This is a genomic window from Vibrio sp. 1S139, from assembly GCF_041439475.1.
Classification (GTDB): domain Bacteria; phylum Pseudomonadota; class Gammaproteobacteria; order Enterobacterales; family Vibrionaceae; genus Vibrio; species Vibrio crassostreae_C.
The window spans coordinates 20,390-47,226 of the sequence record NZ_JBGOOD010000040.1; the positions used below are offsets into that span (position 1 = coordinate 20,390).

The 26,837-nt window shown below is 44.5% G+C and carries 20 protein-coding genes, 1 tRNA gene and 1 riboswitch; of the genes, 16 read left to right on the plus strand and 5 right to left on the minus strand.

The annotated features are described in order from the left end of the window. Positions 1 to 167: 167 nt before the first annotated feature. The 3 genes from ACED46_RS14230 to ACED46_RS14240 form a co-directional block, all read right to left on the minus strand. Positions 168 to 3,269, minus strand: coding sequence for a beta-galactosidase (locus tag ACED46_RS14230; protein ID WP_371721742.1), 3,102 nt, complete (start codon positions 3,267 to 3,269; stop codon positions 168 to 170). 121 nt (positions 3,270 to 3,390) lie between these two features. Then, positions 3,391 to 4,293 (minus strand): MalM family protein, encoded by a 903-nt coding sequence (locus ACED46_RS14235; RefSeq protein ID WP_102394334.1) that lies wholly within the window; start codon positions 4,291 to 4,293, stop codon positions 3,391 to 3,393. Between the two features lie 107 nt (positions 4,294 to 4,400). After that, positions 4,401 to 5,645: a carbohydrate porin gene (locus ACED46_RS14240; protein WP_371721743.1), complete on the minus strand. Its 1,245-nt coding sequence runs from the start codon at positions 5,643 to 5,645 to the stop codon at positions 4,401 to 4,403. A gap of 831 nt (positions 5,646 to 6,476) precedes the next feature. Between ACED46_RS14240 and ACED46_RS14245 the strand changes: the two genes are divergently transcribed. Both ACED46_RS14245 and melB read left to right on the plus strand, forming a co-directional pair. Continuing rightward, the gene (locus ACED46_RS14245) at positions 6,477 to 8,594 is read left to right on the plus strand and encodes an alpha-galactosidase (protein ID WP_371721744.1); all 2,118 of its coding nucleotides are present in this window, start codon (positions 6,477 to 6,479) and stop codon (positions 8,592 to 8,594) included. 475 nt (positions 8,595 to 9,069) lie between these two features. Next, the gene (melB, locus tag ACED46_RS14250; RefSeq protein WP_102321132.1) at positions 9,070 to 10,443 is read left to right on the plus strand and encodes a melibiose:sodium transporter MelB; all 1,374 of its coding nucleotides are present in this window, start codon (positions 9,070 to 9,072) and stop codon (positions 10,441 to 10,443) included. A gap of 171 nt (positions 10,444 to 10,614) precedes the next feature. Here melB and ACED46_RS14255 read toward each other — a convergent pair. Next, a tRNA-Asn gene (locus ACED46_RS14255) sits at positions 10,615 to 10,690 on the minus strand. 509 nt (positions 10,691 to 11,199) lie between these two features. Here ACED46_RS14255 and uvrB point away from each other — a divergent pair. From uvrB to luxU, 3 genes are all read left to right on the plus strand, one after another. After that, the gene (gene uvrB, locus ACED46_RS14260; protein ID WP_017066592.1) at positions 11,200 to 13,230 is read left to right on the plus strand and encodes an excinuclease ABC subunit UvrB; all 2,031 of its coding nucleotides are present in this window, start codon (positions 11,200 to 11,202) and stop codon (positions 13,228 to 13,230) included. Between the two features lie 302 nt (positions 13,231 to 13,532). Further along, positions 13,533 to 14,921: a quorum-sensing sigma-54 dependent transcriptional regulator LuxO gene (luxO, locus tag ACED46_RS14265; protein WP_004734031.1), complete on the plus strand. Its 1,389-nt coding sequence runs from the start codon at positions 13,533 to 13,535 to the stop codon at positions 14,919 to 14,921. Between the two features lie 24 nt (positions 14,922 to 14,945). Further along, positions 14,946 to 15,290 carry a quorum-sensing phosphorelay protein LuxU gene (gene luxU / locus ACED46_RS14270; RefSeq protein ID WP_017062179.1) on the plus strand — a complete coding sequence of 115 codons (345 nt, stop codon included), beginning with the start codon at positions 14,946 to 14,948 and terminating at the stop codon, positions 15,288 to 15,290. Between the two features lie 74 nt (positions 15,291 to 15,364). Here the strand turns inward: luxU and ACED46_RS14275 are convergent, their stop codons facing one another. Next, positions 15,365 to 16,252, minus strand: coding sequence for a YvcK family protein (locus ACED46_RS14275; protein WP_017062178.1), 888 nt, complete (start codon positions 16,250 to 16,252; stop codon positions 15,365 to 15,367). A gap of 194 nt (positions 16,253 to 16,446) precedes the next feature. Then, positions 16,447 to 16,599: riboswitch (molybdenum cofactor riboswitch) on the plus strand. Between ACED46_RS14275 and moaA the strand changes: the two genes are divergently transcribed. The 11 genes from moaA to ACED46_RS14330 all read left to right on the plus strand — a co-directional run bounded on the left by moaA (position 16,588) and on the right by ACED46_RS14330 (position 26,728). After that, positions 16,588 to 17,577, plus strand: coding sequence for a GTP 3',8-cyclase MoaA (moaA, locus tag ACED46_RS14280; RefSeq protein ID WP_009848642.1), 990 nt, complete (start codon positions 16,588 to 16,590; stop codon positions 17,575 to 17,577). It overlaps the preceding riboswitch by 12 nt. Before the next feature lie 86 nt (positions 17,578 to 17,663). Then, positions 17,664 to 18,176: a molybdenum cofactor biosynthesis protein B gene (moaB, locus tag ACED46_RS14285; protein WP_004734027.1), complete on the plus strand. Its 513-nt coding sequence runs from the start codon at positions 17,664 to 17,666 to the stop codon at positions 18,174 to 18,176. 12 nt (positions 18,177 to 18,188) lie between these two features. After that, complete coding sequence (gene moaC, locus ACED46_RS14290) at positions 18,189 to 18,668, plus strand: cyclic pyranopterin monophosphate synthase MoaC (RefSeq protein WP_004734026.1); 480 nt, start codon at positions 18,189 to 18,191, stop codon at positions 18,666 to 18,668. Beyond that, complete coding sequence (gene moaD, locus ACED46_RS14295) at positions 18,665 to 18,910, plus strand: molybdopterin synthase sulfur carrier subunit (RefSeq protein ID WP_004737346.1); 246 nt, start codon at positions 18,665 to 18,667, stop codon at positions 18,908 to 18,910. Before moaC ends, moaD begins: the two co-directional genes overlap by 4 nt. Before the next feature lie 2 nt (positions 18,911 to 18,912). Continuing rightward, a complete protein-coding gene (moaE, locus tag ACED46_RS14300; RefSeq protein ID WP_102321131.1) occupies positions 18,913 to 19,368 on the plus strand; it encodes a molybdopterin synthase catalytic subunit MoaE in 456 nt (151 codons plus the stop codon). 652 nt (positions 19,369 to 20,020) lie between these two features. After that, positions 20,021 to 21,652 carry an ABC transporter substrate-binding protein gene (locus tag ACED46_RS14305; protein ID WP_371721745.1) on the plus strand — a complete coding sequence of 544 codons (1,632 nt, stop codon included), beginning with the start codon at positions 20,021 to 20,023 and terminating at the stop codon, positions 21,650 to 21,652. A 103-nt stretch (positions 21,653 to 21,755) separates the two neighbouring features. Beyond that, complete coding sequence (gene oppB, locus ACED46_RS14310; protein ID WP_017067676.1) at positions 21,756 to 22,676, plus strand: oligopeptide ABC transporter permease OppB; 921 nt, start codon at positions 21,756 to 21,758, stop codon at positions 22,674 to 22,676. 15 nt (positions 22,677 to 22,691) lie between these two features. Beyond that, on the plus strand, positions 22,692 to 23,594 hold the full coding sequence (oppC, locus tag ACED46_RS14315; RefSeq protein WP_019823598.1) for an oligopeptide ABC transporter permease OppC: 903 nt from the start codon (positions 22,692 to 22,694) through the stop codon (positions 23,592 to 23,594). Positions 23,595 to 23,636: 42 nt separating this feature from the next. After that, on the plus strand, positions 23,637 to 24,608 hold the full coding sequence (locus tag ACED46_RS14320) for an ABC transporter ATP-binding protein (RefSeq protein ID WP_012603544.1): 972 nt from the start codon (positions 23,637 to 23,639) through the stop codon (positions 24,606 to 24,608). Further along, positions 24,605 to 25,591 carry a murein tripeptide/oligopeptide ABC transporter ATP binding protein OppF gene (gene oppF, locus ACED46_RS14325; RefSeq protein WP_017062172.1) on the plus strand — a complete coding sequence of 329 codons (987 nt, stop codon included), beginning with the start codon at positions 24,605 to 24,607 and terminating at the stop codon, positions 25,589 to 25,591. Before ACED46_RS14320 ends, oppF begins: the two co-directional genes overlap by 4 nt. A gap of 198 nt (positions 25,592 to 25,789) precedes the next feature. Then, a complete protein-coding gene (locus ACED46_RS14330) occupies positions 25,790 to 26,728 on the plus strand; it encodes a glutathione S-transferase family protein (RefSeq protein ID WP_102321139.1) in 939 nt (312 codons plus the stop codon). Positions 26,729 to 26,837 lie beyond the last annotated feature (109 nt).

Sequence of the window (26,837 nt, forward strand, 5' to 3'; positions counted from 1 at the left end):
TTGAAAATAATAAGCCAAGCTCTAGATTTGAGCTTGGCTTTTGAGTCACATTGGCGTGTGGACTGCTGTCGTGTGAGCTGTTGTCGCGTGAAGTAAGGTAATCACAGGTAACCCAAAGTAATAGGGGAACCAAGTGGCTTAGAGCAAGCCGCTTGGTCCGAATCTACTTACGATGCGCTTGTTAGCGTAACCTGATAACGATATTGATTGTCGGTGAGTTGAAACTCTTGGTGAACACTTGGACTCCAAGAATCATCACCACCAACACCCATATGTTGGTGATCTACGCGTACATAGATTTTCTCTTCACGAGTCAGGTCATTGGTATGCTTAGCATCCGTTAATTGTTGCTGGCTGTACTGACTCACACTGAATGAAAAATCGCCTTCGATCCCGATATTTCCTACATTCAAGTTTTTGGTTCCGCAACGTAACCCGCTATCGGTTGGGAATATATACGGCGTATGCATCTGATCCAGTGTCTGTTTGTGTAAACCGAATCGAGCAGCAGCCAAACGGTCTGGATAGTTTTCAAAAGGACCTAATCCCAGCCACGATACTGGAGTTTCATTGGCAGTTTCGAGTGGTAAAGGTAGCTCCATCTCAAGACCAATGCGTGGCATCGGTGGTAAGTGATCGGCTAAGTTGACATCAACCGCGATATTCATTTCGCCTAGGTTATTTAAGGTGTATTGCCATTTGGTAATCGCTTGGATTTGGCCATTAAATTGGTAGGCGAATACTGACGCCACTTGTACTGAGTCTGCGAGCGCTTGCACGACACAACTTGTACACTGACGCTCCCATTGACCAATGCCTGCAAGTTCCCAGCGACAAGCCCATGCATTTGGGTCGATGTTGTCTATCTCACTGATACCAATGTCGTTATCAAGTGGCGCGCGATAGAAGTTATCGACAGGTGCCTTGATAACTTGCGGTTGCCCATCAACGATCCAGTGGGTCAACAATCCACTCTCTGTATCCCATTGCCATTGATGTGTTTCATCTAGGCTAGACACGACCACTTTATTGTCTTGCTGATGTAACTGGGGAGCCAAAGCATTTGCCGTGATCGGGAGTTGCAAGCCAGCATGGTTACGTAAAGCAAATTGCTCCGTCGCACAAACATGGCCTTCTTCTGCCCACTTGGTTGAATGAGTCAGAGTAATATCGGTGTTGAGATGATATTCGGCTTGTGCTTTTGGTGTGAAAGCGAGGTCAATTACCAGCTCTTGTTTACTATCTTCAGCAACGGATAAGACTTGTTGCCCTGATTGAATCACGATGCCATTTTCGAGCAATTGCCAGCGTAAGATTTCATTGTCAGTCGCTCGGAACAGGTTTTCATTGGTTACCGTTAGGCGGCATTGATCTTCAGTTTGCTCTGCTAACGTCACATTGATCATTCTCTGGCAGTATTTCGCCTCTTCCAAGGTCGGGTGTATGCTGCGATCTGGGAAGATCAAACCGTTGATGCAGAACTGACGGTCGTTGATGACATCGCCAAAGTCTCCACCGTAGGCCCAGAAGTGTTCACCGTTTTCATCCCATTGGCTTAGTCCTTGGTCAACCCAATCCCAGATGAAACCGCCTTGTAGGCGAGGATATTCTCGGAATGCATCCCAGTAATCATTAAAGCTACCCAAACTGTTACCCATTGCGTGTGCGTATTCACAAAGAATAAGCGGGCGTTGCTCGTTAGGCAGAGAAACCCATTTCTTGATAGACCATTTTGGAACGGCATCGTCTTCGATAGTGCTGTTAACGCGTGCGTACATTGGCGCAATGATATCGGTCGCTGTGGTATTTGAACCACCGCCTTCATACTGTACCGGGCGAGAAGGATCGTACTGTTTCGACCAAGCATACATCGCATTGTGGCTGCTGCCGTGCCCTGACTCGTTGCCCAAAGACCAGATGATGATAGAAGGGTGGTTCTTATCACGCATGACCATTTGCGTATAGCGACTCATATAAGCGTGTGCCCATTGCGGATCCGCAGACAAGCGATTCATAGGCTGCATGCCATGGGTCTCGATGTTCGCTTCATCACACACATATAAACCGTATTCGTCACACAGCTCGTACCATCGTGGGTGGTTAGGGTAGTGAGCGGTGCGCACAGCATTGAAGTTGTACTGCTTCATTAGACAGATATCGCGGATCATGTCTTCTTCTGTCATCACATGCCCCAACTCTGGGTGATGCTCATGACGGTTGACGCCGCGAATCAATAGCGGTTTGCCGTTTAGCTTTAGCTGACCGTCTGTCATTTCGACTTTACGGAATCCAACGTGATAAGCTTCACTTTCTATGTGGTTACCTTGCCTATCAAGCAATGACACGACAATTCGGTAAAGGTTAGGAACTTCTGCGCTCCATTTCTTCGGATCTCGAACATGAAGAGTTTGGAATACCACATCATCGTAGGTGCCACGCTCGTCAATTCGTCGATTATGAGGGCGATCGATAAGCGGTTCAGTCACCGCGTTTTCACCGTCAAACAGTTGAACCTGAACTTGGTAAGTGTCTGGTGCCGTAATTTTGGTGACAATAGACAGTGAACCATCGCGATAGCATGCGTCTAAGTCCGGCGTAACGAACACATCTTCAATGCACTGCTTTGGTTTAGCTAGTAAGGTCACATCACGGAAAATACCGCTTAGCCACCACATATCTTGGTCTTCTAAATAGCTACCATCACACCAACGTATCACCATGACAGAAAGCGTATTGTCGCCAACAGTTAGATACTGAGTTAAGTCGAACTCGGCAGGTAAGCGGCTATCTTGGCTGTAACCAACCCAATTGCCATTACACCAAAGATGAAAAGCGGAATTGACGCCATCAAAGATAATACGTTGGGTGTTCTTTAGGTCATTTTTAGTCAACGTAATTTGAGTGCGGTAACAACCGGTTGGGTTTTCTGCCGGTACAAACGGTGGGTTCACTTCAAATGGGTATTTTACGTTGGCGTAGATAGGTTTATCGTAGCCTTGCATTTGCCAGTTCGATGGTACGGTAATCTCGTCCCATTGTGAGTCATTGAAACTTGTTTCGATAAATTCACCGTCAACTTGTTCAGGTGCATCAAAGTATTTGAACTTCCATTGTCCATTAAGAGATTTACGTTGTGATTCAATGCCGTCTCGAGCGTGCTTAAGGTTGCGGTAGCTTGATAATGGGCTGTGCGCATTAAGGCAGTGGATATTCACAGACTGTGGGTTTTCCCAATCGCGTCTTTGGATGATGTTTGAAAATGCCTTCATGGTATTCCTACTCTTAAAGTGTTCAATATTGGTAATAATTCTATTAAGTCATCGGTCTTTTAAGCCGTGATGACCGTTATCAAATCGTTGGTTATGCGTATTGTTCTGTTGGCTTATTCAGCTATTCAGCGAGCTGTTTTAATAAATAATCTTTTGCTTCGGGTATGCCCTGTTCGGCCGCTTGATTAGCAATAAATGCAGCTTGTTTGATGTCATTGTTGTTTAGGGCTTGGTCAATGTCTTTTTGGATATTCAGCCATTGCGCCTTTTGATTGGTTTCAATTGTCTGATTTGATGGTTGAGAAACTTGCTTTGAACCTAAGGTTTCGGGTTCATTGTCGGATGAAACACCAAGCTCAGCCAATAGAGTCAAAACCGCACTGTTTGTTGATTTGCTCGCCGTAACATCAATGACACCTACGTTGCTCAACGTCGCAGTCAACGGCAGTTGCTTATTGCCAATAATCTGCTGAGATTCTGAATACAGATCTTCAGGATGAATTCGATTGATGGCGCTATCTAACTTAGTGCTATCGGCGCTGACCACAATAAATTGCGCGTTGTCTCGTTGAGGTTCGAGTGCAATTGATGCTTCAATTCTTTCTAACCCTTGCATCGCTGTCGGGTAGTAAGTGAAGTCGTTAGTACTGTATTGACCAAGCAGTCGCCATTGTTTGTCAAAGACATAAATAGACGGTGCGAATAGCGCATCATTTTTAATGTATGAACGAATGAGTAAGGACAGCGATTCTGTCGTGTCACTGATTTGGTACGCGATGGTCGGAAAGCGTTGGCTATCCGCTTGTGTATTGTCATTTAACAATGAAGAGGAAAGGGTCGGTAAATGACCGTCCATAATCACTTGTTGGTGGAATGGAACAGACAAGTGCGTCATTGGCAGCGCACTTAGCTGAGAGCAGCATGCACTCTCATTGAAATCAGTATTAAGTTCCTTTTCAGGTATTCCGCTGCATGCGCTAACTGTGAGTGCCGCGACAATGATCACCAATGATTTTAATTTCATCTGATTGCTACCTTAGTAAAGGGGAAAACATCAGCTTTCCCCGTTAAATTGCTATTCCAGTGTTGAGCGTCAATTCGTTGATTGAACAGACGCTCGGGTGTGGTGGTTTACCACCAAGTCTCTACGTTGAAACCAAAGGTAATCTCGTCAACAGTCTCGGCATTGATGCTTGTTGCCGTTCCATAAGTCTCGTTACCACGATCCCATTCGTTGTTGGATTCAGAGTACGTCGCAAAAATACGAATAGATGGACGAGCCCATACCCCTTTTCCAGCTTGGAACATTTGAGCCACGGTCACTTTATACATATCGTTGGTGCCCGAGCCGTTTTGAGCTTCTACCGTTTCGTAACCCACCTCTAATGATGTCGACATGTAATCTGTCCAAGCATATTGAGGACGAGCTCCGACACTGAACCACTTCTCACCATCGTTGTTATCTAGGTTTTTGTCTTGATAAGCGATGGAGTACATCACTTGAACATCTTCACTGATATTCAAGTCACCGTGGTTAAATAGGCGCCAGCTAGAACCATCGTGTTCCACACCCGTGCTGTATTTTCTGTTTGATCCACCTTCAGCACTCATTAATCCACCTGCCAACGCATCGGTACCATATTGGAAGGCCAAGGTGTTTGAACCGTAGTTCCAAGCTTGACGGTAAAGAGCAGAGAGCATTGCGCCAGAAGTAGTAATGTCTTTATCGTCGTAGCTTGAGTTCTGCGTGGTTACGTAGTTTAGGCCGAGTGTTAGGTCTGCTGTTTCACTTAGCTCAATGCCACTTAAGCGGGCATCGATGTTATGAAGGCTGCGTCCATCGTCACTTGAAGAGTTTGGTGCCATCCAAGCTAAGTGAGCATCAGCAAAGCCGAGATCCCAATCTTCAATACCAAGACCGGTGCTGGATGTATCCCAGTACTTCACATCTATCATGTGGACTTCGTGGCGACGGTAAAAACGTTCACCTGCCCAAATTTTTGCGTTGGGTTGGCCGTCGATAAGCCCATGGCCTGCTGACCAAAGCTGAATCGTACTCACGTCTCCCCAGCTATCTCCACTGCCTAGATAAATCGTGGTGTCAAAATAGGCGTCATTGTCACGCCATACATCGGCTTTCACTCCCGCTTCCCACCAATTTAGTTCATTACCTAAACGGTAGTTACCGTAACCTTGGCCCGCTCGAATAACGTCGTTGCGTTCTCCTTTGCCGTCGTTATGTTGGTCATTATCGGTGTAGATGTTGCCCCATTTTGCATAACCAAAATACGTTACGTTCTCCACTGCAGCGAAGCTGACTAATGGGGCGAGGGACAGAGTGAATCCTAATGCTTTGACTAGCATTTTTTGTTTCATGAAGTGTCTCCATTATTTTTTATTTATGGATATTTTTATGTTTGAGTCCTAACTCGAGCGAGAGTGTAAATAAACTCTGGAAACGTTTTCATGATGAAGTTGGCATTTTTATGCTATTGATGGGTTTGTGATTATTTTGTGTGATTTTGATCTGATTATTGGGCTTGTATAGGTGTTTTTACGCTAGGTTTTGTGATTTTAAAGTGGAATCGTTTTCTTTGCTCAGTGCTATGTGGTGGTTTAGAGGGAGTGATTATGCTGTTGGTTGTCTTGGAATTTGAGGTGAAGCGGGTTTGAGGTACTTTGAGTGTCGGGTTGTTCGAGGGCTTTGAGGAAAAGCAGCCCAGTTAATGATAACTGGGCTCGTGAGACAAGGAAGTAAGTATCAAAGCAAATGCAGCAGCAAGGCTACAAGCATCGTGTTCTGTACCGTCAAGCTGGAATGTAAAAGTTAGGACCCAGAGAGACACTTCATAGATGTACTCGAAGATCTAAGAATACGAGTGTGATGTGATCAGTTCAAGAGGAAATGTATTTTAGCCTATGTGTTAATGGGAACTTTGATTTAATATACTGAATTTAAAAGATTAAATTGCCATTAATTATCGCTTTATATTGCTTTATTTAGAGTGGAAAGTTCAATTCTACCTAGAGGTAGGCAATATGAGATGGAATGGTGGTCAATCTAAATCTTTGAATTAGGAGCTATTTACCAAAGTTATCAGTCTTGAATATTTACTGGAAACGTTTTCATGATTTCGAGTTTGATCACAGAAACTCTGGGCTTAATAATTATGATACGGGGTAATTAAACGCGTTAAGGTTAAAAAAATGACGAATAAATCCCTAATTGATATTACCGGTCAACACTCGCAACTGATTGTAGAACTTGGCGATTTTGCCGAAATTCTTCATTGGGGAGCTCCCGTTCGTGGTGATTTAGCTAGCTTCCGTGTTTCTCTTGAAAGACCGGTTCCATACGGCCGCCTTGATAATGATGTTGCTATGTCTCTGAGCCCAGAGCTCGGGCGCGGTGTTTTCAGCAGTCCGGCATTAGAAGGGCACCGAGACGGATTGGACTGGGCGCCTGTTTTCTCTATTACGGATGTTCAACAAACACCATCTAGCCTAATCATTGAGAGTGAAGATATACGTGCAGGCTTACGTTTAACAACCGAGTTATGCCTCGATAAACATGATGTTGTGAAATCTCGTCACACCTTAACCAACGTTAAAGCCGGCCTTTATCAGGTGAACCGTCTCGCCAATACTTTGCCATTACCAGCAAGAGCTAATGAGTTGATGACGTACTACGGCCGCTGGGTACATGAGTTCCAAACGGTGCGTCAACCCTTACAGCAAGGGGGCTATCAGCAAGAAAATCGTCGCGGAAGAACGTCTCATGAACATTATCCAGCGATGGTTGTCGGTACCGCTAACTTTAATGAAATGGCAGGTGATGTGTGGGGAATTCACTTCGCTTGGAGTGGTAACCACAGACTGCGCGCGGATGTAAAAGCAGACGGTCGTCGCTACGTGCAAGCGGAAGTTATTTATCTACCGGGTGAGATTACATTGGATGAAGGTGAAAGCTTAACGACACCTTGGTTATATGCCAGTTTCAGTTCGGAAGGCTTAAATGGAATGAGCCATCAGTTCCACTCCCATGTGCGTTGTTCCATCTTGCCGGAGTCTTTCGCACAAAAGCCTCGACCTATCCATCTTAATACTTGGGAAGGCATCTATTTTGACCATGATCCTGATTATATTATGTCGATGGCTAGCCAAGCCGCGAATATGGGAGTAGAGCGTTTTATCATTGACGATGGCTGGTTCAAAGGGCGCTGCGGAGACAAGGCTGCGCTAGGGGATTGGTTCTTAGATGAAGAAAAATACCCAAATGGTTTAGATCCGATAGTTGAGCACGTTAATCAGTTGGGTATGGAGTTTGGATTGTGGTTCGAACCTGAGATGATCAATAAGGATTCTGACTTATACCGAGCCCATCCAGACTGGTTGCTTGCGGTTGACGGCTATGACCAACCAACGGGTCGCAATCAATATGTTATCGATCTTCAGAATCAACAAGCATTCGACTTTTTGTTTGAGCGTCTTGACCACTTCTTAAGTAAGTACAACATTGCTTACATTAAGTGGGATATGAACCGAGAAGTTGTACAACCTGCGCATCTAGGCAGGGCTGCGGCCCATCAACAAACCGCTCGTTATTATGAGTTGGTCGACAAAGTCCGAGAGAAGCACCCTATGGTTGATATTGAATCGTGTGCGGCTGGTGGTGGTCGTATCGATTTTGAGGTTCTTAAGCGTACGCAACGTTTTTGGGCTTCAGATAATAACGATGCCTTAGAAAGACAAACGATTCAGCGCGGGATGAGTTACTTCTTCCCTCCTGAGGTAATGGGAAGTCATATTGGTGCGAGCCACTGCCACAGCACTCGTCGTCGTCATAGTATTGAGTTTCGTGGCCTAACAGCACTGTTTGGTCATATGGGGATTGAACTAGACCCTGTGAAAGAAGTTCAAGAAGAGAAACAGGGCTTTGAACACTACATTAAGCTACATAAGATGCTGCGGCCGTTACTGCATAGCGGGAGAACTTGGCGAGTTCCAACGGATGATAGTGCCCATCAAATCCATGCGGTCGTTTCCGAAGATGTGTCAGAAGCGGTGGTGATGATTGCACAGCTGGCGATGCCAACCAATTCGTTGAGTGGTCATTTGCGCATACCTGGGCTAGATCCACAAAGCCTATACAAGGTCTCCGTGATTGATAAACCGTCAAATTACGATGATATTGTAAATTATCAACCGCCATGGACAGAGTCTGGCTGTGAATTATCAGGTGCTTGGTGTGCCGAGGTGGGGCTGACGATGCCAATACTTGACGCAGAAACAGCGATGCTGATTAAATTTGAACGTATCGAGTAAGTTTTAGCATAGACCTTATATTTGACGAACCGCGTAGGTGAAATTACGCGGTTTTTTATTGCCTTCAATAAGCCGTCATGAAGTATCTAATCAATTTGATGTGCCCTTATAGATTGGAGAACTGTAGGTATTCCCAGCGTGATACTGCACTTATGTAATCGTTCTCATGCGTTACTTCACACTACGAACTGTTTTGAGCACTTTAATTAGCGATATTCTCTATCAATTCGAGGGTTTTATTGTTCGATCTCTCACTTTAGATATTTGACTGAAAACGTTTCCATTGAGTGGTTGTTGATCACAGTATCTGTGCGTTGGAATGGTTACATTAGCGTCGGACTTGATACTTGAGTGTTTTAAGAAGCGACCACAGAGTGGCTCTAAAACAGAACTTGAGTGGATAAATTATTATAAATAAAAGGTAAGCGTTTCAGCGTCTGTTAGGAGATGAAGTTACGCGCCTGAAGGAAATACTATGTCTGATCAAATTACTCTACAAACCAAATTATCGTATGGACTTGGGGCTTTAGGTAAAGACTTTGCCTGTGCTCCAATCTACATCTTTTTAATGTTTTACTTCACTGATGTTGCTGGGCTGTCAGCGGCATTTGTGGGTACTATCTTTTTGGCCGCGCGCATTGTCGACGCGGTGACCGACCCAATGATGGGCGTTATCGTTGATAACACGCGCTCTAAGTTTGGTAAATTCCGTCCTTGGATAGTGATTGGAACTCTGTTAAATGCTGTAGTGCTTGTTGGCCTTTTTAGTACGCATATGTTTGAAGGCACTACGTTATACATTTATGCAGCGGCTGCTTATATTCTGTGGGGCCTTACCTACACTATTATGGATATTCCATACTGGTCTTTGATTCCTGCACTATCGAGCTCTCGTCAAGAACGTGAAAAGCTGGTTGTTTGGCCACGATTGTTTGCTAGCTTGGCGTGGTTTATTACGGGTACTTACGGGTTACACATTGTCGGTAAACTGGGTGATGGCGACCAAGGACAAGGTTTCTTCAACGTTGCTATGTTGATTGCTGTGCTGTTCGTGATGAGTGCATTCTTGATTGCTCGCAACGTAAAAGAAAAATCTGCACCAGCAAATGCGAAACCAGCTGAGCGTTTCAGCTTTAAAGATGTAATGGTTATCATTGGTAAGAATGACCAACTAAAAGCACTTATTGGTACCGTATTGTCGTTCCAAATAGCAAACTTGCTGGTGGGTGGTTTTGCGATTTACTACTTCTCTTACGCTTTAGGCAACGCTGACTTGTTCCCCGTTTATATGATGGTGGCAGGTATCGCTGAAGTTGCAGGCGTATTCTTGTTCCCTCGTATTGCATCAGTGTTACCACGCAAGCACCTATGGGTTATCGCTTGTGGCTTCCCAGTGCTGTCTTGTATCACTCTACTTATCATGGGCTTTATCGCTCCAGGTAACGCGATTCTAATCGGTATCGCAGGTGCTGCAATCAAGTTTGGTGTGGGTATCGCTAATGCACTGCAAACTGTAATGCTTGCCGATGTTGTTGATTACGGTGAACACAAAACAGGTCGTCGCAGTGAGAGTGTTATCTTCTCTGTTCAAACGATGCTTGTTAAGTTTGCAGGCGCGGCTGGTGGTTTTATTGTTGGTATGGGCTTGTCTGTGGTGGGTTATGTACCAAACGTGGAACAGTCTGACAGCACTATCATGGGGCTGCAGTTTATGATGGTAGGTTTACCAGCGATTCTAATGACGGTAAGTGCTCTTGTTTATAAGCGCTACTACCACCTGCATGAAGGATTTGATCAAGACCAAGCCGGTAAAGAGACTCAGACTCATGTTGTTACAGCAGAAGCATAACCGCTAAAACGACGTCTCATCTAGAATAACGCTCAGTTTAGTCACTAAGCCCAAACGCCTCCTTGTGAGGCGTTTTTTTATGGATGTGAGTTAATCAAAGCTGTGCCTGTAGGGCTTTTGTTTCGACTAAAACGCAAAAAGCCGCATCGAATGATGCGGCTTCTTTAAATTTGGCTCCCCTTGCAAGACTTGAACTTGCGACATACGGATTAACAGTCCGCCGTTCTACCAACTGAACTAAAGGGGAATTGCTTGTTAGCGACGCGAATTCTAATAATTGTCCGGATTTCTGTCAATAAAAAATATCAGAAAAAAGTAAGATAAAAAACTTTACTTTCTTGAACGCCTTATAGGATTTAGCTTTGCTTTAGTTATCCACCAAAATTGTGGATAAGTGTGTGTGTGAAACTTTAACAACAATAATCGGGATAAATCGAAAAATGTAAAAATCTTATCTAACGTAATGTATTTAAAAGATTTGTAGCCAAATGTCGCAATTGTATAACTTTTGTAGATTATAAAACGAACAGTAAAACAAGCGGTATTTTTAGGTTTTTTGGGGAAAAGTAGTGGATTAAAATTCGAGTAATTTAGCTGGGGAAACTTTGCAGGGGCACGGATAATACCAAGTTCTAAAAATAAAAGCTATAACTGATCTCTGATCTTAAGATGCATTTCTCTAGATAATAGTTGCAACGACACTCCTCCTAGAGTGACAATGACCTGATTAAAAAAACAGTATGGAAATGGCGACCTATGAGTAAACTCTTTGACTTGGTATCGGACTACAGCCCGTCCGGTGATCAGCCGACAGCGATAACCAAATTACTAGACGGATTAGATTCTGGTTTGGCACATCAAACTCTACTAGGGGTAACGGGCTCAGGTAAAACCTTTACCCTTGCCAACGTCATTTCCCAATCTCAAAGACCTGCGATTCTGTTAGCGCCTAACAAGACATTGGCGGCTCAACTTTACGGTGAGATGAAATCTTTCTTTCCAAACAATGCCGTTGAGTATTTCGTTTCTTACTACGATTACTACCAACCTGAAGCCTACGTTCCAACCACGGACACGTTCATCGAGAAAGATGCGTCTGTGAACGCTCATATCGAACAAATGAGGCTTTCGGCAACCAAAGCCTTATTAGAACGAAAAGACGCCATCATTGTGGCTTCTGTGTCGGCTATCTACGGTCTGGGTGATCCTAAGTCTTATTTGAAGATGATGCTTCATTTGAGTCGTGGCGAGGTGATGGATCAGCGAGACATCCTGCGTCGATTGGCTGAGCTGCAATATTCAAGAAACGATGTCGCCTTTGAACGTGGTCAGTTCCGTGTTCGTGGTGAGGTGATTGATATCTTTCCGGCTGAATCTGACCAAGATGCGGTTCGAATTGAGATGTTCGATGACGAAGTGGACTGCATTAGTATTTTTGATCCTCTGACTGGTGCGGTGAAACAAAGAGACTTGCCGCGCTTTACGGTTTATCCAAAAACTCACTATGTAACGCCAAGAGAAAAAATCCTTGAGGCGATTGAGAACATCAAGGACGAACTGCGCGATCGTGCTCAATACTTAAAAGACAACAATAAGCTTTTGGAAGAGCAGCGTATCTCTCAAAGAACTCAGTTTGATATTGAGATGATGACTGAGCTTGGCTTCTGTTCCGGTATCGAAAACTATTCACGATACTTGAGCGGCCGTGCGGAAGGGGAAGCGCCGCCAACGTTATTTGACTACCTGCCTGATGATGGTTTGCTGATCATCGATGAGTCACACGTGACTGTGCCGCAAATTGGTGCGATGTATAAAGGTGACCGTTCTCGTAAAGAAACCTTGGTCGAGTTTGGTTTTAGACTGCCTTCTGCATTGGATAACCGTCCAATGAAGTTTGAAGAATTTGAGTCTATAGCCCCACAAACGATTTTTGTGTCGGCAACACCAGGTAATTACGAGATTGAAAAATCAGATGGCGAGATTGCTGATCAAGTGGTACGTCCTACTGGTCTGTTAGACCCAATCATCGAAGTAAGACCTGTCGCGACGCAGGTGGATGACTTGCTGTCTGAAATCAGAATCCGTTCAGTGAAAGAAGAGCGTGTTTTGGTTACCACGTTGACCAAGAGAATGGCAGAAGACTTAACCGAATACCTAAGTGAGCACGGCGTTAAAGTGCGTTACTTGCACTCGGATATCGATACCGTTGAGCGTGTAGAGATCATCCGAGACCTACGTTTGGGCAAGTTCGATGTGTTAGTGGGCATTAACTTACTTCGTGAAGGTTTGGATATGCCTGAAGTGTCGCTGGTGGCGATTCTTGATGCAGATAAAGAGGGCTTCTTGCGTTCTGAGCGTTCTCTGATTCAAACCATTGGTCGTGCTGCTCGTAACTTGGAAGGTCGAGCAATCCTTTATGGTGATTCGATTACTAAGTCGATGAGAAAAGCGATTGATGAAACCGATCGTCGTCGCGAGAAACAGCAAGCCTACAACGAAGAGCAAGGCATCACTCCGCAAGCGTTGAAACGCAATATCAAAGACATTATGGAACTGGGTGATCTAACCAAGTCGAAGCAGCAGCGCCAATCGAAACAAGTTCCACTATCTAAGGTGGCAGAGCCTTCTGAAAGTTATGCAGTACTTACGCCGCAACAGCTTGATAAAGAGATCAGCAAGCTAGAATCTGCGATGTATCAGCATGCTCAGAATCTGGAATTTGAATTGGCCGCACAGAAGCGTGATGAAATTGATCAGTTAAGAAAGCAGTTTATTACCAACAGCTAATCTCACTTTTCGCTCGAGAATTGATCCCCCTCAACACAAGAATTGAGAGTGTTTCAGACAAAAAAACAGCCAGTAGTAAATGTTCTACTGGCTTACGTTTGTGAACAATCGGTCCACTAACAACGTCAGTTGGCTAGGTGACCCGAAGGTCATTTATACCGTTGCATCGTTCGTGCCAGATAGATAAAACATTGATTGTTTGAAGCAAGTAAAAAAACACACTACAAATACTGTGGCTAATTTGCATAATGCAAAGCGGAATGCGACTATAATAAGAAATGCAAATTATAAATGGCTAGGATATGCAATCAAAAACGCTAGATAACAAATCGAAGTATTTGTTGATGGTAGAGGATACCGCTTCGGTAGCAGCTTTATATCGCTCGTATCTTACACCGCTCGAAATTGATATCAACATTGTCGGCACTGGCCGCGATGCAATCGAGAGTTTGAATCATCGAATCCCAGACCTTATTTTATTAGATCTACGTCTGCCTGACATGACGGGTATGGATGTGCTATTTGCTGTAAAACAAAAATACCCTGAAGTTCCGGTTATCTTCATGACGGCTCACGGCTCTATCGATACCGCCGTAGAAGCTATGCGTCATGGTTCTCAAGATTTCCTTATCAAACCGTGTGAAGCCGACCGACTCCGTATTACGGTGAACAACGCGATCCGCAAAGCCACCAAACTTAAAAATAGCTCGGAACACCCGGGAAACCAGAACTACCAAGGTTTTATCGGCAGCAGCCAAACCATGCAGCAGGTTTACCGAACTATCGATTCTGCTGCATCGAGTAAGGCGAGCATTTTCATTACTGGTGAAAGTGGTACCGGTAAAGAGGTATGTGCAGAAGCCATTCATGCGGCGAGTAAGCGTGGCGATAAGCCGTTCATCGCGATTAACTGTGCCGCTATCCCTAAAGACCTGATTGAAAGTGAGCTGTTTGGCCACGTTAAAGGTGCCTTTACCGGTGCTGCGACCGATCGCCAAGGTGCTGCTGAGCTTGCTGATGGTGGAACACTGTTCCTTGATGAACTGTGCGAAATGGACTTAGAGCTGCAAACCAAGCTGCTGCGCTTTATCCAAACCGGTACTTTCCAAAAAGTCGGCTCTTCGAAGATGAAGAGTGTCGACGTTCGTTTTGTGTGTGCGACCAACCGTGACCCTTGGAAAGAAGTACAAGAAGGTCGCTTTAGAGAAGATTTATACTATCGTTTATACGTGATTCCATTGCACTTGCCGCCATTGCGTGAGCGTGGTGAAGATGTCATCGAGATCGCGTATTCTCTGCTAGGCTATATGTCGGTCGAGGAGGGGAAGGCGTTTGTACGTTTTGCTCAGGAAGTACTTGATCGCTTTAATCAATATGAGTGGCCGGGTAACGTTCGTCAGCTACAAAACGTTTTGCGGAACGTGGTGGTTTTGAATAACGGCAAAGAGATTACTCTCAACATGCTTCCACCACCGTTGAACCAACCGATTGAAAACAGTCTGCGATTGAAAGAGAAGCAGAATGAAGACATCACGGTAAAAGATATTTTCCCATTGTGGATCACTGAGAAAACGGCTATCGAGCAGGCCATTAAAGCGTGTGATGGCAACATCCCTCGTGCGGCAGGTTTCTTAGATGTCAGTCCATCGACGATATACCGTAAGTTGCAAACGTGGAATGCGAAGCAGTAATCAACAAACAATAAGAAAATAATAATGACGAAAGTATTAAATCAGCAAAAAGTTGATGAGCTTGCCGGCGAAATAGGCCAAGAGAATGTCCCGGTTTTACTGGAAATCTTTTTAGGTGAGTTGAAAGGCTACTACGAACACCTAGAGATAAATAAAGAGTCGGATACCTCTAAGTACTTGGCTGATATCAGTCATGCGCTTAAGAGCAGCGCAGCAAGCTTTGGTGCGGATTCTTTGTGTAGTTTTGCGATTAGCTTAGACGCAAAAGTGAAGCAAGCGTTGCCTGTAACCGAGATTGATTTTCAAGATATGCAAGACCTCCTGTTATCGACGTACACTGAATATCAGCAGTTGATGACGGACCTTTAAAACAGCGAGTTATTACTGAGATTAAAAAAGGAGCAGCATGCTCCTTTTTTGTTGTTTGTCGCTTGAACCTATGGCTACGCCAACTGGGCTTCAATGGCTTGTTGAAGCTTCACACGGTCGTGTCGCCAATCTCGGTTTGCCGATGCAAGATCTGTGGTCACACAATTCCATTGCACTTCTAGTTCCGGGTGAGGTTCATTGCCTAACACTATGTCTATTTTCCTTGCCTTACAGGTACGTTCACACCACTCCAATTGCTCTTGAAGCGTCATTTTCCCTGCGGGACCGTGCTCTGGTGAAAGGTTTTCAACGAAGATAACTTTTGCCTTGGTGTTCTCAGAGATTGCTTTGCCAATCTCTGGAAGGAGAAGAGGGGGCATCACACTGGTTAAAAAGCTTCCAGGGCCAAGGACAATGCAGTCTGCTTGCTCAACGGCAGCAACGGCTTCTTTGGTTGCTGGCACTTCTGGAGACAAGTCCATCATGCGCAGCTTTTCCGTCATGTCATCAACGTTGGTTTCGCCGGTAACCCAGCGGCCGTCCATTGATAGAGCCGTGAGGTCTGAAGGATGCTCAGTCATCGGCACGATATTGACATCGACCTTGAGCATATTTCGAATCAGGTTAATTGCTTCCAATGGGCGAACGGAAAGGTTGTCTAACGCCGTCAGCATTAGGTTACCCAAGTTATGACCGTCTAGCTCACCTTGACCACGAAAGCGGTATTCGAACATCATCGAACTGATTGAAGGCTCTGTGATTAATTGGTTGATACAGTTGCGTGTATCTCCCCATGCGATGCCACCTTGGCAATCTCTAATACGTCCGGTGGAACCGCCGTTATCTGTCGTTGCAACAATGCCAGTTGCGTTGTTACCAAAGTCTTTTAATGCAGCTAACATGCGACCTAAGCCATGGCCACCGCCGATTGCTACGACTTTCTTTGAAGAGTAAATATTCATTTATTGTTCTTGTTAGGTTATTACCAACTATAATTTAGGTTAAATGCTTCTCGCTATATACTCAACAAGAGTTATTTTGAGCGTTTGATACGTTTTTTTTGCCGATGTGACCCGTTTTTTACCATCAGAGCTAGATTCACGTACAAATATTAAGTATTTTATTACTCAGCTACTGCGCGTGTGAATATAACGCTCAGTTGCCATAACTCCGAGCTCTCGCATGCTAAGTCGCACAGTGGTATTTGCTGTACCGATACGCATCAAGAGCCAGTGACATGTTGTCACAAGGGCTTAATTGGAAATGATTATGCCTCCCGTGTTTGGAAAGGTGTTCCGTGGCGCAACAATTCGAAGATAGATTCCATCGCAAGTTTTATTACTTGCGCTTGTCGGTTACAGACGTCTGTAACTTTAAATGTACTTACTGCTTGCCAGATGGTTACAAACCGTCAGGGCAAAAAAACTCGTCTTTTTTAAGTGTTCCCGAGATCAAACGCGTTGTTAAAGCGTTTGCAGATTGTGGTACCTCAAAGATCCGCATTACAGGCGGAGAGCCGAGTCTGCGTAAAGACTTTCCTGAAATCATACATACTGTTGCTTCTACTCCAGGCATCGAAAAAGTAGCCACGACAACCAATGGCTACCGCATGGAGAAACAAGTAGGGCAATGGCGTGATGCTGGTTTAACCCATATAAACGTGAGCGTGGATAGCTTAGATTCGCGCATGTTCCATCAGATCACTGGTGAGAATAAGTTTACAGAGGTTATGCGAGGCATTGATAAAGCGTTTGAGGTTGGCTTTGAACAAGTCAAAGTCAACGTCGTATTGATGAAAGACCTCAATAGTCAGGAATTACCAGCCTTCCTTAATTGGATCAAAGACAAACCTATTCAATTACGTTTTATCGAGCTGATGAAAACCGGCGAGATGGACGAGTTGTTCGATAAACACCATGTGTCTGGCGTTGCGATCCGCAACCAGCTTATTGCTAATGGTTGGCTGTTAAAAGTCAAAGCTGTTAATGATGGCCCAGCACAAGTGTTTGTCCACCCAGACTACAAGGGTGAAATCGGTTTGATCATGCCTTACGAGAAAGACTTTTGTGAGAGTTGTAACCGACTGCGTGTTTCTGCGACCGGTAAACTTCACTTATGTCTGTTTGGCGACCATGGTGTTGAACTGAGAGATCTAATTCAAGAAGATCAACAAGAGCAAGAGCTCATTGATCGAATTCAGGCTCAGCTTCAAACCAAGTCCGTTAGCCACTTCTTGCATGATGGCAACAGCGGCATGACTCCAAACTTGGCGTCAATCGGCGGTTAACCCGCTATATACTCTAAAGCATTTTATCGCTCAGCTTCTTCAGGCTGGGCGAATCAGTCTAATGAAAAATTTATATAGGTGAACAAATGGGTCACGCAGAAAGCAAATTCCAAGCAGCAAACATCGCAGTACTAACGGTTTCAGATACTCGTACAGAAGAAAACGACACTTCAGGCGGTTACCTAGCAGAGCATGCTAAAGAAGCGGGTCACAACGTGGTTGATAAGCAAATCGTTATTGATGACATGTACAAGATCCGTGCGATCGTATCTAAATGGATCGCTGATGAAAGCGTACAAGCTATCATGATCACGGGTGGTACTGGTTTCACTTCTCGTGACAGCACGCCTGAAGCGCTTAAGCCACTGTTCGACAAAGAAGTAGAAGGCTTTGGTGAGCTATTCCGTCAAGTATCTTACGAAGAGATCGGTACTTCGACAATTCAATCTCGTGCGATTGCGGGTTTTGCTAACCACACGGTTATCTTTGCGATGCCAGGTTCTACAGGCGCTTGCCGCACCGGTTGGACTAAGATCATCAAGCAACAGATGGATGCTAGCCACCGTCCTTGTAACTTCATGCCACACCTTTCTGTATAAGGCGGTTTGAGTATGAGCCAATTTACACACATTAACGCGTCTGGCGAAGCAAACATGGTCGATGTATCGGCTAAAGCGGAAACAGTACGTGAAGCGAGAGCGGAAGCCTTCGTTCAAATGTCGGCAGAAACGCTAGAGCTGATTGTCTCTGGTAGCCACCATAAAGGTGATGTTTTCGCAACGGCACGTATTGCGGGTATTCAAGCGGCGAAGAAGACGTGGGATCTGATTCCCCTGTGTCACCCTCTGCTATTAACTAAAGTAGAAGTGCAGCTTGAAGCTATCGAGTCTGAAAACAAGGTTCGCATCGAATCTGTTTGTAAGCTTGCGGGTAAGACGGGCGTAGAGATGGAAGCGCTAACGGCTGCTTCTGTGGCTGCGTTAACGATTTACGATATGTGTAAAGCTGTTCAGAAAGACATTGTTATCGAAAACGTGCGCCTGCTAGAGAAGACAGGTGGTAAATCTGGTCACTTTAAGGTGGAGTCATGATTACAGTACTTTTCTTTGCTCAAACTCGTGAACTTGTTGGTGTGGACAGCGTTGAAGTTGATGCACAATTTAAGACGATTGAAGCGATTCGTAGTCATCTTGTGACACAAGAAGGCAAATGGGATATCGCATTGGAAGAGGGGAAGCTTCTGGCTGCGCTTAACCAATCTATCGTGCCTTTGACGACTGAAGTGAAAGACGGTGATGAAGTTGCTTTCTTCCCACCAGTGACTGGAGGCTAAGCATGGATCCAAGAGTATTAGTGACAGCTGAGGATTTCTATGTAGGCGACGAATACGACTACTTGGCTCAAGGTACAGCTGCCGGAGCGATTGTGACGTTCGTTGGTAAAGTGCGCGACATGAACCTTGGCGACAATGTGATAGGTTTGTCTCTGGAGCACTACCCGGGTATGACAGAGAAATCACTGAGCGAGATCTGTGACCAAGCTGAGGCTCGCTGGCCTATTCAGAAGATGCGTGTTATCCACCGTGTAGGTGACTTAGATATCGGCGACCAGATTGTTTACGTTGGTGTATCCAGTGCACACCGTGGTGCTGCATTTGAAGCCTGTGAATTCGTTATGGACTTCCTGAAAACCAAGGCTCCCTTTTGGAAAAAGGAACGCACGACCGAAACGACGCGTTGGGTTGATTCTCGTGATTCAGACACGAAAGCAGCGGAACGCTGGGAGAAGTAATTTCTCTTAAAGTGATGTTGCTTCAGCATTTACTCATTTGTATATGAGACAGTCAAAAACCGACCACTTAGGTCGGTTTTTTTGTACCTGCTATAAATCTATTTATAGATAATCATTGATTTGATAAATGACAATTCATTGTGGTTGCATATAAATTCAGCGCGTAATTTTGTCTTGATTGGTGCATTGGATAACCCGGTTTGGTGCAGAGCATTATGCTGTCTTGTATAAAGTGATTATCCTCACAAATAGTGTAGACGGTTTAGGTGATATGTGATGTGCAATTAGATTTCATGTGGCATTAATGTTAATTTGCGCTCAGTGTTCTAGCATAAGATGCTAAAAAAAAGCATCAACACAGACACATCAACACTAAAGGCTGTTTGTTAATTAATCCCTCTATGTAAGTCACTACTGATTTGGGGTTTTTTAGATATTAACACTGATACCTTAAGTATTTCGGAGAATTATCCGATTTTTTGCGACTTGTTTGTGGCAAATTACTTCAATGGTTGATAGTGTGTGCCTCAATCTTTGTAAGGTTTTAGATTTTTATGCTTAAATTTTGAGCTAAATAAATCTAAATCACTGCCGTTCAGTGAACCAAGCAAAGAAGTCATGGATGCAATACATAAAACTTGGAGTTTATTAAATGTACAAGAATAAAATCACTCAGGCCCTTCTTCTAGGTGCTGGTTTGGCAGTGGCTGCCTCTTCTACTCTTTCTATCGCTGCTGAAGTTCCAGCAGGCACAGAACTGGCAAAAGTTCAGGAACTGGTTCGCGGTAATGGTACTGAAGTAGCAACACTCGACCCTCACAAATCTCAAGGTGTACCAGAATCTCACGTAATTCGTGACCTTCTAGAAGGTTTAGTGAACCAAGATGGCGACGGCAATACTATCCCAGGAGTAGCTGAAAGCTGGGAAACGACAGACAACAAAACATTCACATTCCACCTGCGCAAAGATGCTAAATGGTCTAACGGCGATCCTGTAACGGCAAATGACTTCGTTTACAGCTTCCAACGTGCGGTTGATCCTTTAACTGCTTCTCCATACGCTTGGTACATGGAATATACCAAGATGGCGAATGCGAAAGACATCGTTGCGGGTAAGAAAGACAAGAGTGAACTAGGCGTTAAAGCTTTAGATGACTACACGTTAGAAGTGACTTTAGATACAGCTGTCCCATATTTCGTAATGATGATGGGTCACACAACAGTGAAGCCAGTACATAAAGCAACTGTTGAAAAATTCGGTGACCAGTGGACTAAGCCTGAAAACTTTGTTGGTAATGGTGCGTTTGTTCCAAATCAATGGGTAGTTAACGAGCGTCTTGAACTAGTACGCAACGAAAATTATTGGGATAACGAACATACAGTTCTTAACACAGTAACATTCCTACCAATCGAAAACCAAGTAGCGGAAATGAACCGCTTCCTCTCTGGCGAACTAGATTTCACATACGAAGTTCCTAACGAGCACTTCCGTCGCTTACAGAAAGAATACCCAGAAGATGTAAACATTAAGGGTAACCTGTGTACTTATTACTACCAATTTAATGCTCAGAAAGCACCTTTCGACGACGTACGTGTTCGTAAAGCAATGTCTTATGCGATGGATCGTGACATCGTGACGAAAGCGATTCTTGGTCAAGGTCAAAAACCAGCTTACTTCTTGACTCCTGAAATTACTGCTGGTTTTGACCCGGTAACTCCAGAGTATGGTCAACTTTCTCAAAAAGAGCGTATTGCTGAAGCGAAGCGTCTTCTTGAAGAAGCGGGCTACACGAAGAGCAACCCACTTGAATTCAACCTGCTTTACAACACGTCTGAAAACCACAAGAAGCTTGCTGTAGCAATCGCATCAATGTGGAAGAAAGAGCTTGGTATTAACGCGAAACTCGAAAACCAAGAGTGGAAATCATATCTAGACAGTAAAGATACTGGTAACTTTGACGTTGCTCGTGCAGGTTGGTGTGGTGACTACAATGAAGCATCTTCATTCCTAACATTGATGGTTAGCCAAAATACAACTGCTGGTCAGCACTATAAGAGCGCAGACTATGACAAGATTATCGATAAAGCACTAAGCTCTACTTCAGAAGAAGAGCGTACTAAGCTATACATCGAAGCAGAAAAATTGCTAGCTAAAGACATGCCAATTGCTCCAGTCTACCAGTACGTTACAACACGTCTTGTATCACCTCAGCTAGGTGGTTACCCAGAAGGTAACGCCGAAGATAAGATCTATTCAAAAGATCTTTATATCAAAGCAAAATAACCTCCTATAAAAATAAAATATAACTAACTTAGACCTGTGTGCGAGAAATCGCACGCAGTGTCTATTTAATTTTTAATTGTCACAGACTGAAAAGAGTGAGTTTATGCTTAAATTCATTATGAAAAGGATATTCGAAGCGATTCCAACCATGTTGGTGTTGATCACTATATCTTTCTTTCTCATGCGTTTTGCACCGGGTAACCCGTTTTCGAGCGAACGCCCATTACCGCCAGAAGTTATGGCTAACATCGAAGCTAAATACGGCTTAGATAAACCTGTATTTGAACAGTACACCACGTACTTGACTAACATCGTTCAAGGTGACTTTGGTCCATCATTCAAATATCAAGATTACACCGTAAATGAGCTGATCGCAGTCGCACTTCCAGTATCTGCGAAGGTAGGTTTTATTGCCTTTATCTTTACCCTGATTATGGGAGTATCGGTCGGAACGATTGCCGCCTTGAAGCACAACACCTGGATTGACTACACCATAATGTCGACCGCTATGCTCGGGGTAGTAATGCCATCCTTCGTGTTGGCTCCAGCGCTTATTTACCTGTTCTCTCTGCACTGGAACATATTCCCAGCAGGTGGTTGGCACGGCGGTACTTATATGTACATCGTCCTGCCAGTTATCGCGATGTCTCTTCTTTATGTAGCCACATTTGCTCGTATTACTCGCGGTAGCATGATTGAAACGCTAAACAGTAACTTTATCCGAACTGCTCGTGCAAAAGGCCTAAGTTACCGTTACATCGTTCTAAAACATGCACTGAAGCCAGCACTGCTGCCTGTCGTTTCTTATATGGGACCTGCGTTTGTAGGTATCATTACAGGTTCTGTTGTTGTTGAAACCATCTTCGGCCTACCAGGTATCGGCAAGCTGTTTGTTAACGCCGCGTTTAACCGTGACTACTCGCTAGTAATGGGTGTAACCATCTTGATTGGTTTCCTATTCATCTTGTTCAACGCAATCGTTGATATTTTGCTAGCGCTAATTGACCCGAAAATTCGCTACTAACAGGGACGCATGGTTATGTTGAAGAAAAAAGAAAATTTAGAAGCGATCGAAAAGTTCTCTGAGAGCTTAGAGATTGAAGGTCGCAGTTTGTGGCAGGATGCCCGCATTCGTTTTATGCGAAACAAAGCGGCAATGGTAAGCCTGTTTATTCTTACGCTTATGGTACTGGCGGTTATCTTCTTACCGATGCTTGCTCAGTACACTTATGATGATACTGACTGGTACGCAATGCATGCAGCGCCAAGCGCGGACCACTGGTTTGGTACTGATAGCTTAGGCCGTGATTTGTACGTTCGTACTCTTATCGGTGGTCGTATCTCATTGATGGTTGGTGTGATGGGCGCATTCGTAGCGGTACTGATTGGTACGCTTTACGGTGCAGCTTCAGGTTTCATCGGCGGTCGTACTGACCGAGTGATGATGCGTATCCTAGAGATCTTGTACGCGGTACCATTTATGTTCCTAGTAATCGTCCTGGTAACGTTCTTTGGTCGTAACATCATCCTAATCTTCGTTGCTATTGGTGCGATTGCTTGGCTAGATATGGCGCGTATTGTACGTGGTCAAACGCTGAGCTTGCGTAGTAAAGAGTTCATTGAAGCCGCACACGTATGTGGTGTAAGCAAATGGAAGATCATTACACGTCACATCGTACCGAACGTACTGGGTATCGTAGCGGTTTATTCTACGCTGCTTATTCCAAGCATGATCCTTACAGAATCATTCTTATCTTTCCTTGGTCTTGGTGTTCAAGAGCCTATGACAAGCTGGGGCGCATTGCTTCAAGAAGGCTCGCAAACAATGGAAGTTGCAATCTGGCAATTAACATTCCCTGCGGCATTCATGGTAGTTACGCTGTTCTGCTTTAACTACGTAGGTGATGGTCTGCGCGACGCGCTTGATCCAAAAGACAGATAACGAAATAGCAATTAAAAGCTATAAAAGATTAAGGAAGCAATAATGAGCTTATTAGATGTCAAAGATCTGCGCGTCGAATTTACCACGCAAGATGGTATCGTAACCGCAGTAAACGACTTGAACTTCTCACTTAACCAAGGCGAAACGCTGGGTATTGTTGGTGAGTCGGGTTCAGGTAAATCACAAACGGTATTTGCACTGATGGGGCTGCTGGCTAAAAACGGCATCATCTCAGGCAGTGCAAAGTTTGAAGGCAATGAAATCCTCAACCTGCCTGAAAAAGCGCTGAACAAGGTTCGTGCTGAACAGATCGCAATGATCTTCCAAGATCCAATGACGTCACTGAACCCTTACATGAAAGTAAGTGATCAGTTGATGGAAGTACTTATGCTGCACAAAGGCATGGGTAAAGCAGAGGCGTTTGAAGAATCAGTACGCATGCTTGAAGCGGTTAAAATCCCTGAAGCACGTAAGCGTATCACCATGTACCCACACGAATTTTCTGGCGGTATGCGTCAGCGTGTGATGATCGCAATGGCACTGCTGTGTCGTCCTAAATTACTTATCGCTGATGAACCAACAACGGCACTGGATGTAACCATTCAAGCGCAAATCATGGAATTGCTGAACGAACTTAAAGATGAGTTCAATACGGCAATCATCATGATCACCCATGACTTGGGTGTTGTTGCTGGCTCATGTGACAAAGTACTTGTGATGTACGCGGGTCGTACAATGGAGTACGGCACGGTTGATGAAATCTTCTACGAGCCAAGCCACCCATATGCGGAAGGCCTGCTTAAAGCGATTCCTCGTTTGGATACCGAAGGTGAAATTCTACCGACGATTCCAGGTAACCCACCTAACTTACTTCGCCTACCAACAGGTTGTCCTTACCAAGACCGTTGTCACCGTGTAATGGACCGTTGTAAGCAAGAAGCACCGATTTTGCAGCCATTTGCTAAAGACCGTCAGCGTGCTTGTTTTTCAGATTGGGAGACTTGGACAAAATGAGTAAAGAATTACTATTAGATATTAAAGACCTGAAAGTTCACTTTAGCATTGCAGCTAAGTCTGCTTGGCCTTGGGCAAAACCATCAAACCTTAAAGCGGTTGATGGTGTTGATGTTCACCTTTACGAAGGAGAGACTCTGGGTGTAGTAGGTGAGTCTGGTTGTGGTAAGTCGACTTTTGCCCGTGCGATTATCGGCTTGGTTGAAGCGACTGAAGGTCAAGTGATGTGGTTAGGTCAAGACCTAACTAAGATGCAGGAAGTGAAGCGTCGTGAGACTCGTAAAGAGATTCAGATGATCTTCCAAGACCCGCTAGCATCGCTTAACCCACGTATGTCAGTAGGCGATATTATTGCTGAGCCTCTAGAGACTTTCTTCCCTGAACTTTCTAAACAAGAAGTGAAGGACAGAGTTAAAGAGATGATGGCAAAGGTTGGTCTACTACCCAACGTAATCAACCGTTACCCTCATGAATTCTCTGGTGGTCAGTGTCAGCGTATTGGTATTGCACGTGCGCTTATCTTGAAACCTAAGATGATCATCTGTGATGAACCTGTTTCTGCACTGGATGTATCTATCCAAGCTCAAGTAGTTAACCTTCTGAAGGAGCTACAAAAAGAGCTAGGTTTGTCTTTGGTATTCATCGCGCACGATTTGTCGGTTGTTAAACACATCTCTGATCGCGTATTGGTGATGTACCTAGGTAATGCGGTAGAACTTGGCGAATCAGATGCATTGTTCTCTGATCCTAAGCACCCATACACCAAAGCGTTGATGTCTGCAGTTCCAATTCCAGACCCACGCTTAGAGCGCAGCAAAACCATTCAGATGTTGGAAGGTGATCTCCCATCGCCAATCAATCCGCCATCAGGTTGTGTGTTCCGTACTCGTTGCCCACAAGCAACAGAGGCGTGTGCGCAAACTAAGCCAACGATTCAAGGCGATGACGTTCACGCAGTATCTTGCTTGCACGTACAAGTCTAAAGCCTATTTAAAACGGTTCAGCCTGTGACAGGCTTAAGCGCGACTAGTTATTAGAGTCGCGCTTTTTTTGTCTTAGGCTTATTGGTTCGCTCAACAAGCTTCATCAAAATATTCGAACAACTAAGCCAACTTCTTCTAGTTTTGAAAAAGTTGGCTTTTTTTATACTAGAGAAAAGTTTCGATGACAGAGGTTTGGATATGGGTAAGTTAGTTGAAGGTGTTTGGCACGATGTGTGGTACGACACCAAAGAAAGCGGTGGTAAGTTTGTTCGTGAAGATGCGGGCTTTCGTCACTGGATAGAGAACAAACCGGGCGCGCAGTTTGAGCCTGAAAGCGGCCGTTATCACTTATACGTATCATTGGCTTGCCCTTGGGCGCACCGAACCCTTATCTTCCGTGAGCTGAAAGACCTAACCGATCACATTGACGTGACGGTTGTTTGCCCAGACATGATGAGTGAAGGTTGGCAAATGGGGTTACCTGAACCTCTATTTGGCCATACCCGCATGCACCAAATCTACACTCAAGCCAAGCCTGACTACTCGGGTAGAGTAACGGTACCTGTGCTGTGGGATAAGAAAACCAACACCATTGTGAGTAACGAGTCGTCTGAAATCATTCGCATGTTTAACTCAGAGTTTAACGAGCTAACGGGTAACACCGATGATTACTACCCGTGGGAGTTGTCCAAGAAGATTGATGAGTGGAATGATTATATCTACCCAAACATCAACAACGGCGTATACCGAACCGGCTTTGCGACAACACAAGAAGCCTACGAAGAGGCGTATGAAGCGTTATTTGAAGCGTTAGATAAAGTGGATGCGCATCTTAGTGAGAAACGTTATTTAGCGGGAGAGCAGATTACTGAAGCGGATTGGCGGTTGTTCACGACCTTGGTTCGATTCGATGCTGTGTATGTGGGTCACTTCAAGTGTAACAAGCAACGAATTGCGGATTACAAACATATCCAAGGTTATCTAAAAGAGCTCTATCAAATAGAGGGTATTAAAGAGACGACGGATTTCTACCACATCAAGCGCCACTACTATTACAGCCATACGGGCATCAACCCGACTCAAGTGGTGCCTAAAGGGCCTGATCTGGATTTAGATTCGCCTCACGGACGTGGTTAGAATCATTAATTAATCCGCTTTTCTTCAGGCGTAAAAAAAACCTAGATAAACATCTCAATGCCGTTCGGATAAGCATTACTGTTTGAATCTAAACGGATATTTAGCTGGA

Coding starts and splice junctions, on each gene's coding strand:
- ACED46_RS14230 (WP_371721742.1), bottom strand. CDS start 3,269: ATGAAGGCATTTTCAAACATCATCCAAAGACGCGATTGGGAAAACCCA.
- ACED46_RS14235 (WP_102394334.1), bottom strand. CDS start 4,293: ATGAAATTAAAATCATTGGTGATCATTGTCGCGGCACTCACAGTTAGC.
- ACED46_RS14240 (WP_371721743.1), bottom strand. CDS start 5,645: ATGAAACAAAAAATGCTAGTCAAAGCATTAGGATTCACTCTGTCCCTC.
- ACED46_RS14245 (WP_371721744.1), top strand. CDS start 6,477: ATGACGAATAAATCCCTAATTGATATTACCGGTCAACACTCGCAACTG.
- melB (WP_102321132.1), top strand. CDS start 9,070: ATGTCTGATCAAATTACTCTACAAACCAAATTATCGTATGGACTTGGG.
- uvrB (WP_017066592.1), top strand. CDS start 11,200: ATGAGTAAACTCTTTGACTTGGTATCGGACTACAGCCCGTCCGGTGAT.
- luxO (WP_004734031.1), top strand. CDS start 13,533: ATGCAATCAAAAACGCTAGATAACAAATCGAAGTATTTGTTGATGGTA.
- luxU (WP_017062179.1), top strand. CDS start 14,946: ATGACGAAAGTATTAAATCAGCAAAAAGTTGATGAGCTTGCCGGCGAA.
- ACED46_RS14275 (WP_017062178.1), bottom strand. CDS start 16,252: ATGAATATTTACTCTTCAAAGAAAGTCGTAGCAATCGGCGGTGGCCAT.
- moaB (WP_004734027.1), top strand. CDS start 17,664: ATGGGTCACGCAGAAAGCAAATTCCAAGCAGCAAACATCGCAGTACTA.
- moaC (WP_004734026.1), top strand. CDS start 18,189: ATGAGCCAATTTACACACATTAACGCGTCTGGCGAAGCAAACATGGTC.
- moaD (WP_004737346.1), top strand. CDS start 18,665: ATGATTACAGTACTTTTCTTTGCTCAAACTCGTGAACTTGTTGGTGTG.
- moaE (WP_102321131.1), top strand. CDS start 18,913: ATGGATCCAAGAGTATTAGTGACAGCTGAGGATTTCTATGTAGGCGAC.
- ACED46_RS14305 (WP_371721745.1), top strand. CDS start 20,021: ATGTACAAGAATAAAATCACTCAGGCCCTTCTTCTAGGTGCTGGTTTG.
- oppB (WP_017067676.1), top strand. CDS start 21,756: ATGCTTAAATTCATTATGAAAAGGATATTCGAAGCGATTCCAACCATG.
- oppC (WP_019823598.1), top strand. CDS start 22,692: ATGTTGAAGAAAAAAGAAAATTTAGAAGCGATCGAAAAGTTCTCTGAG.
- ACED46_RS14320 (WP_012603544.1), top strand. CDS start 23,637: ATGAGCTTATTAGATGTCAAAGATCTGCGCGTCGAATTTACCACGCAA.
- oppF (WP_017062172.1), top strand. CDS start 24,605: ATGAGTAAAGAATTACTATTAGATATTAAAGACCTGAAAGTTCACTTT.
- ACED46_RS14330 (WP_102321139.1), top strand. CDS start 25,790: ATGGGTAAGTTAGTTGAAGGTGTTTGGCACGATGTGTGGTACGACACC.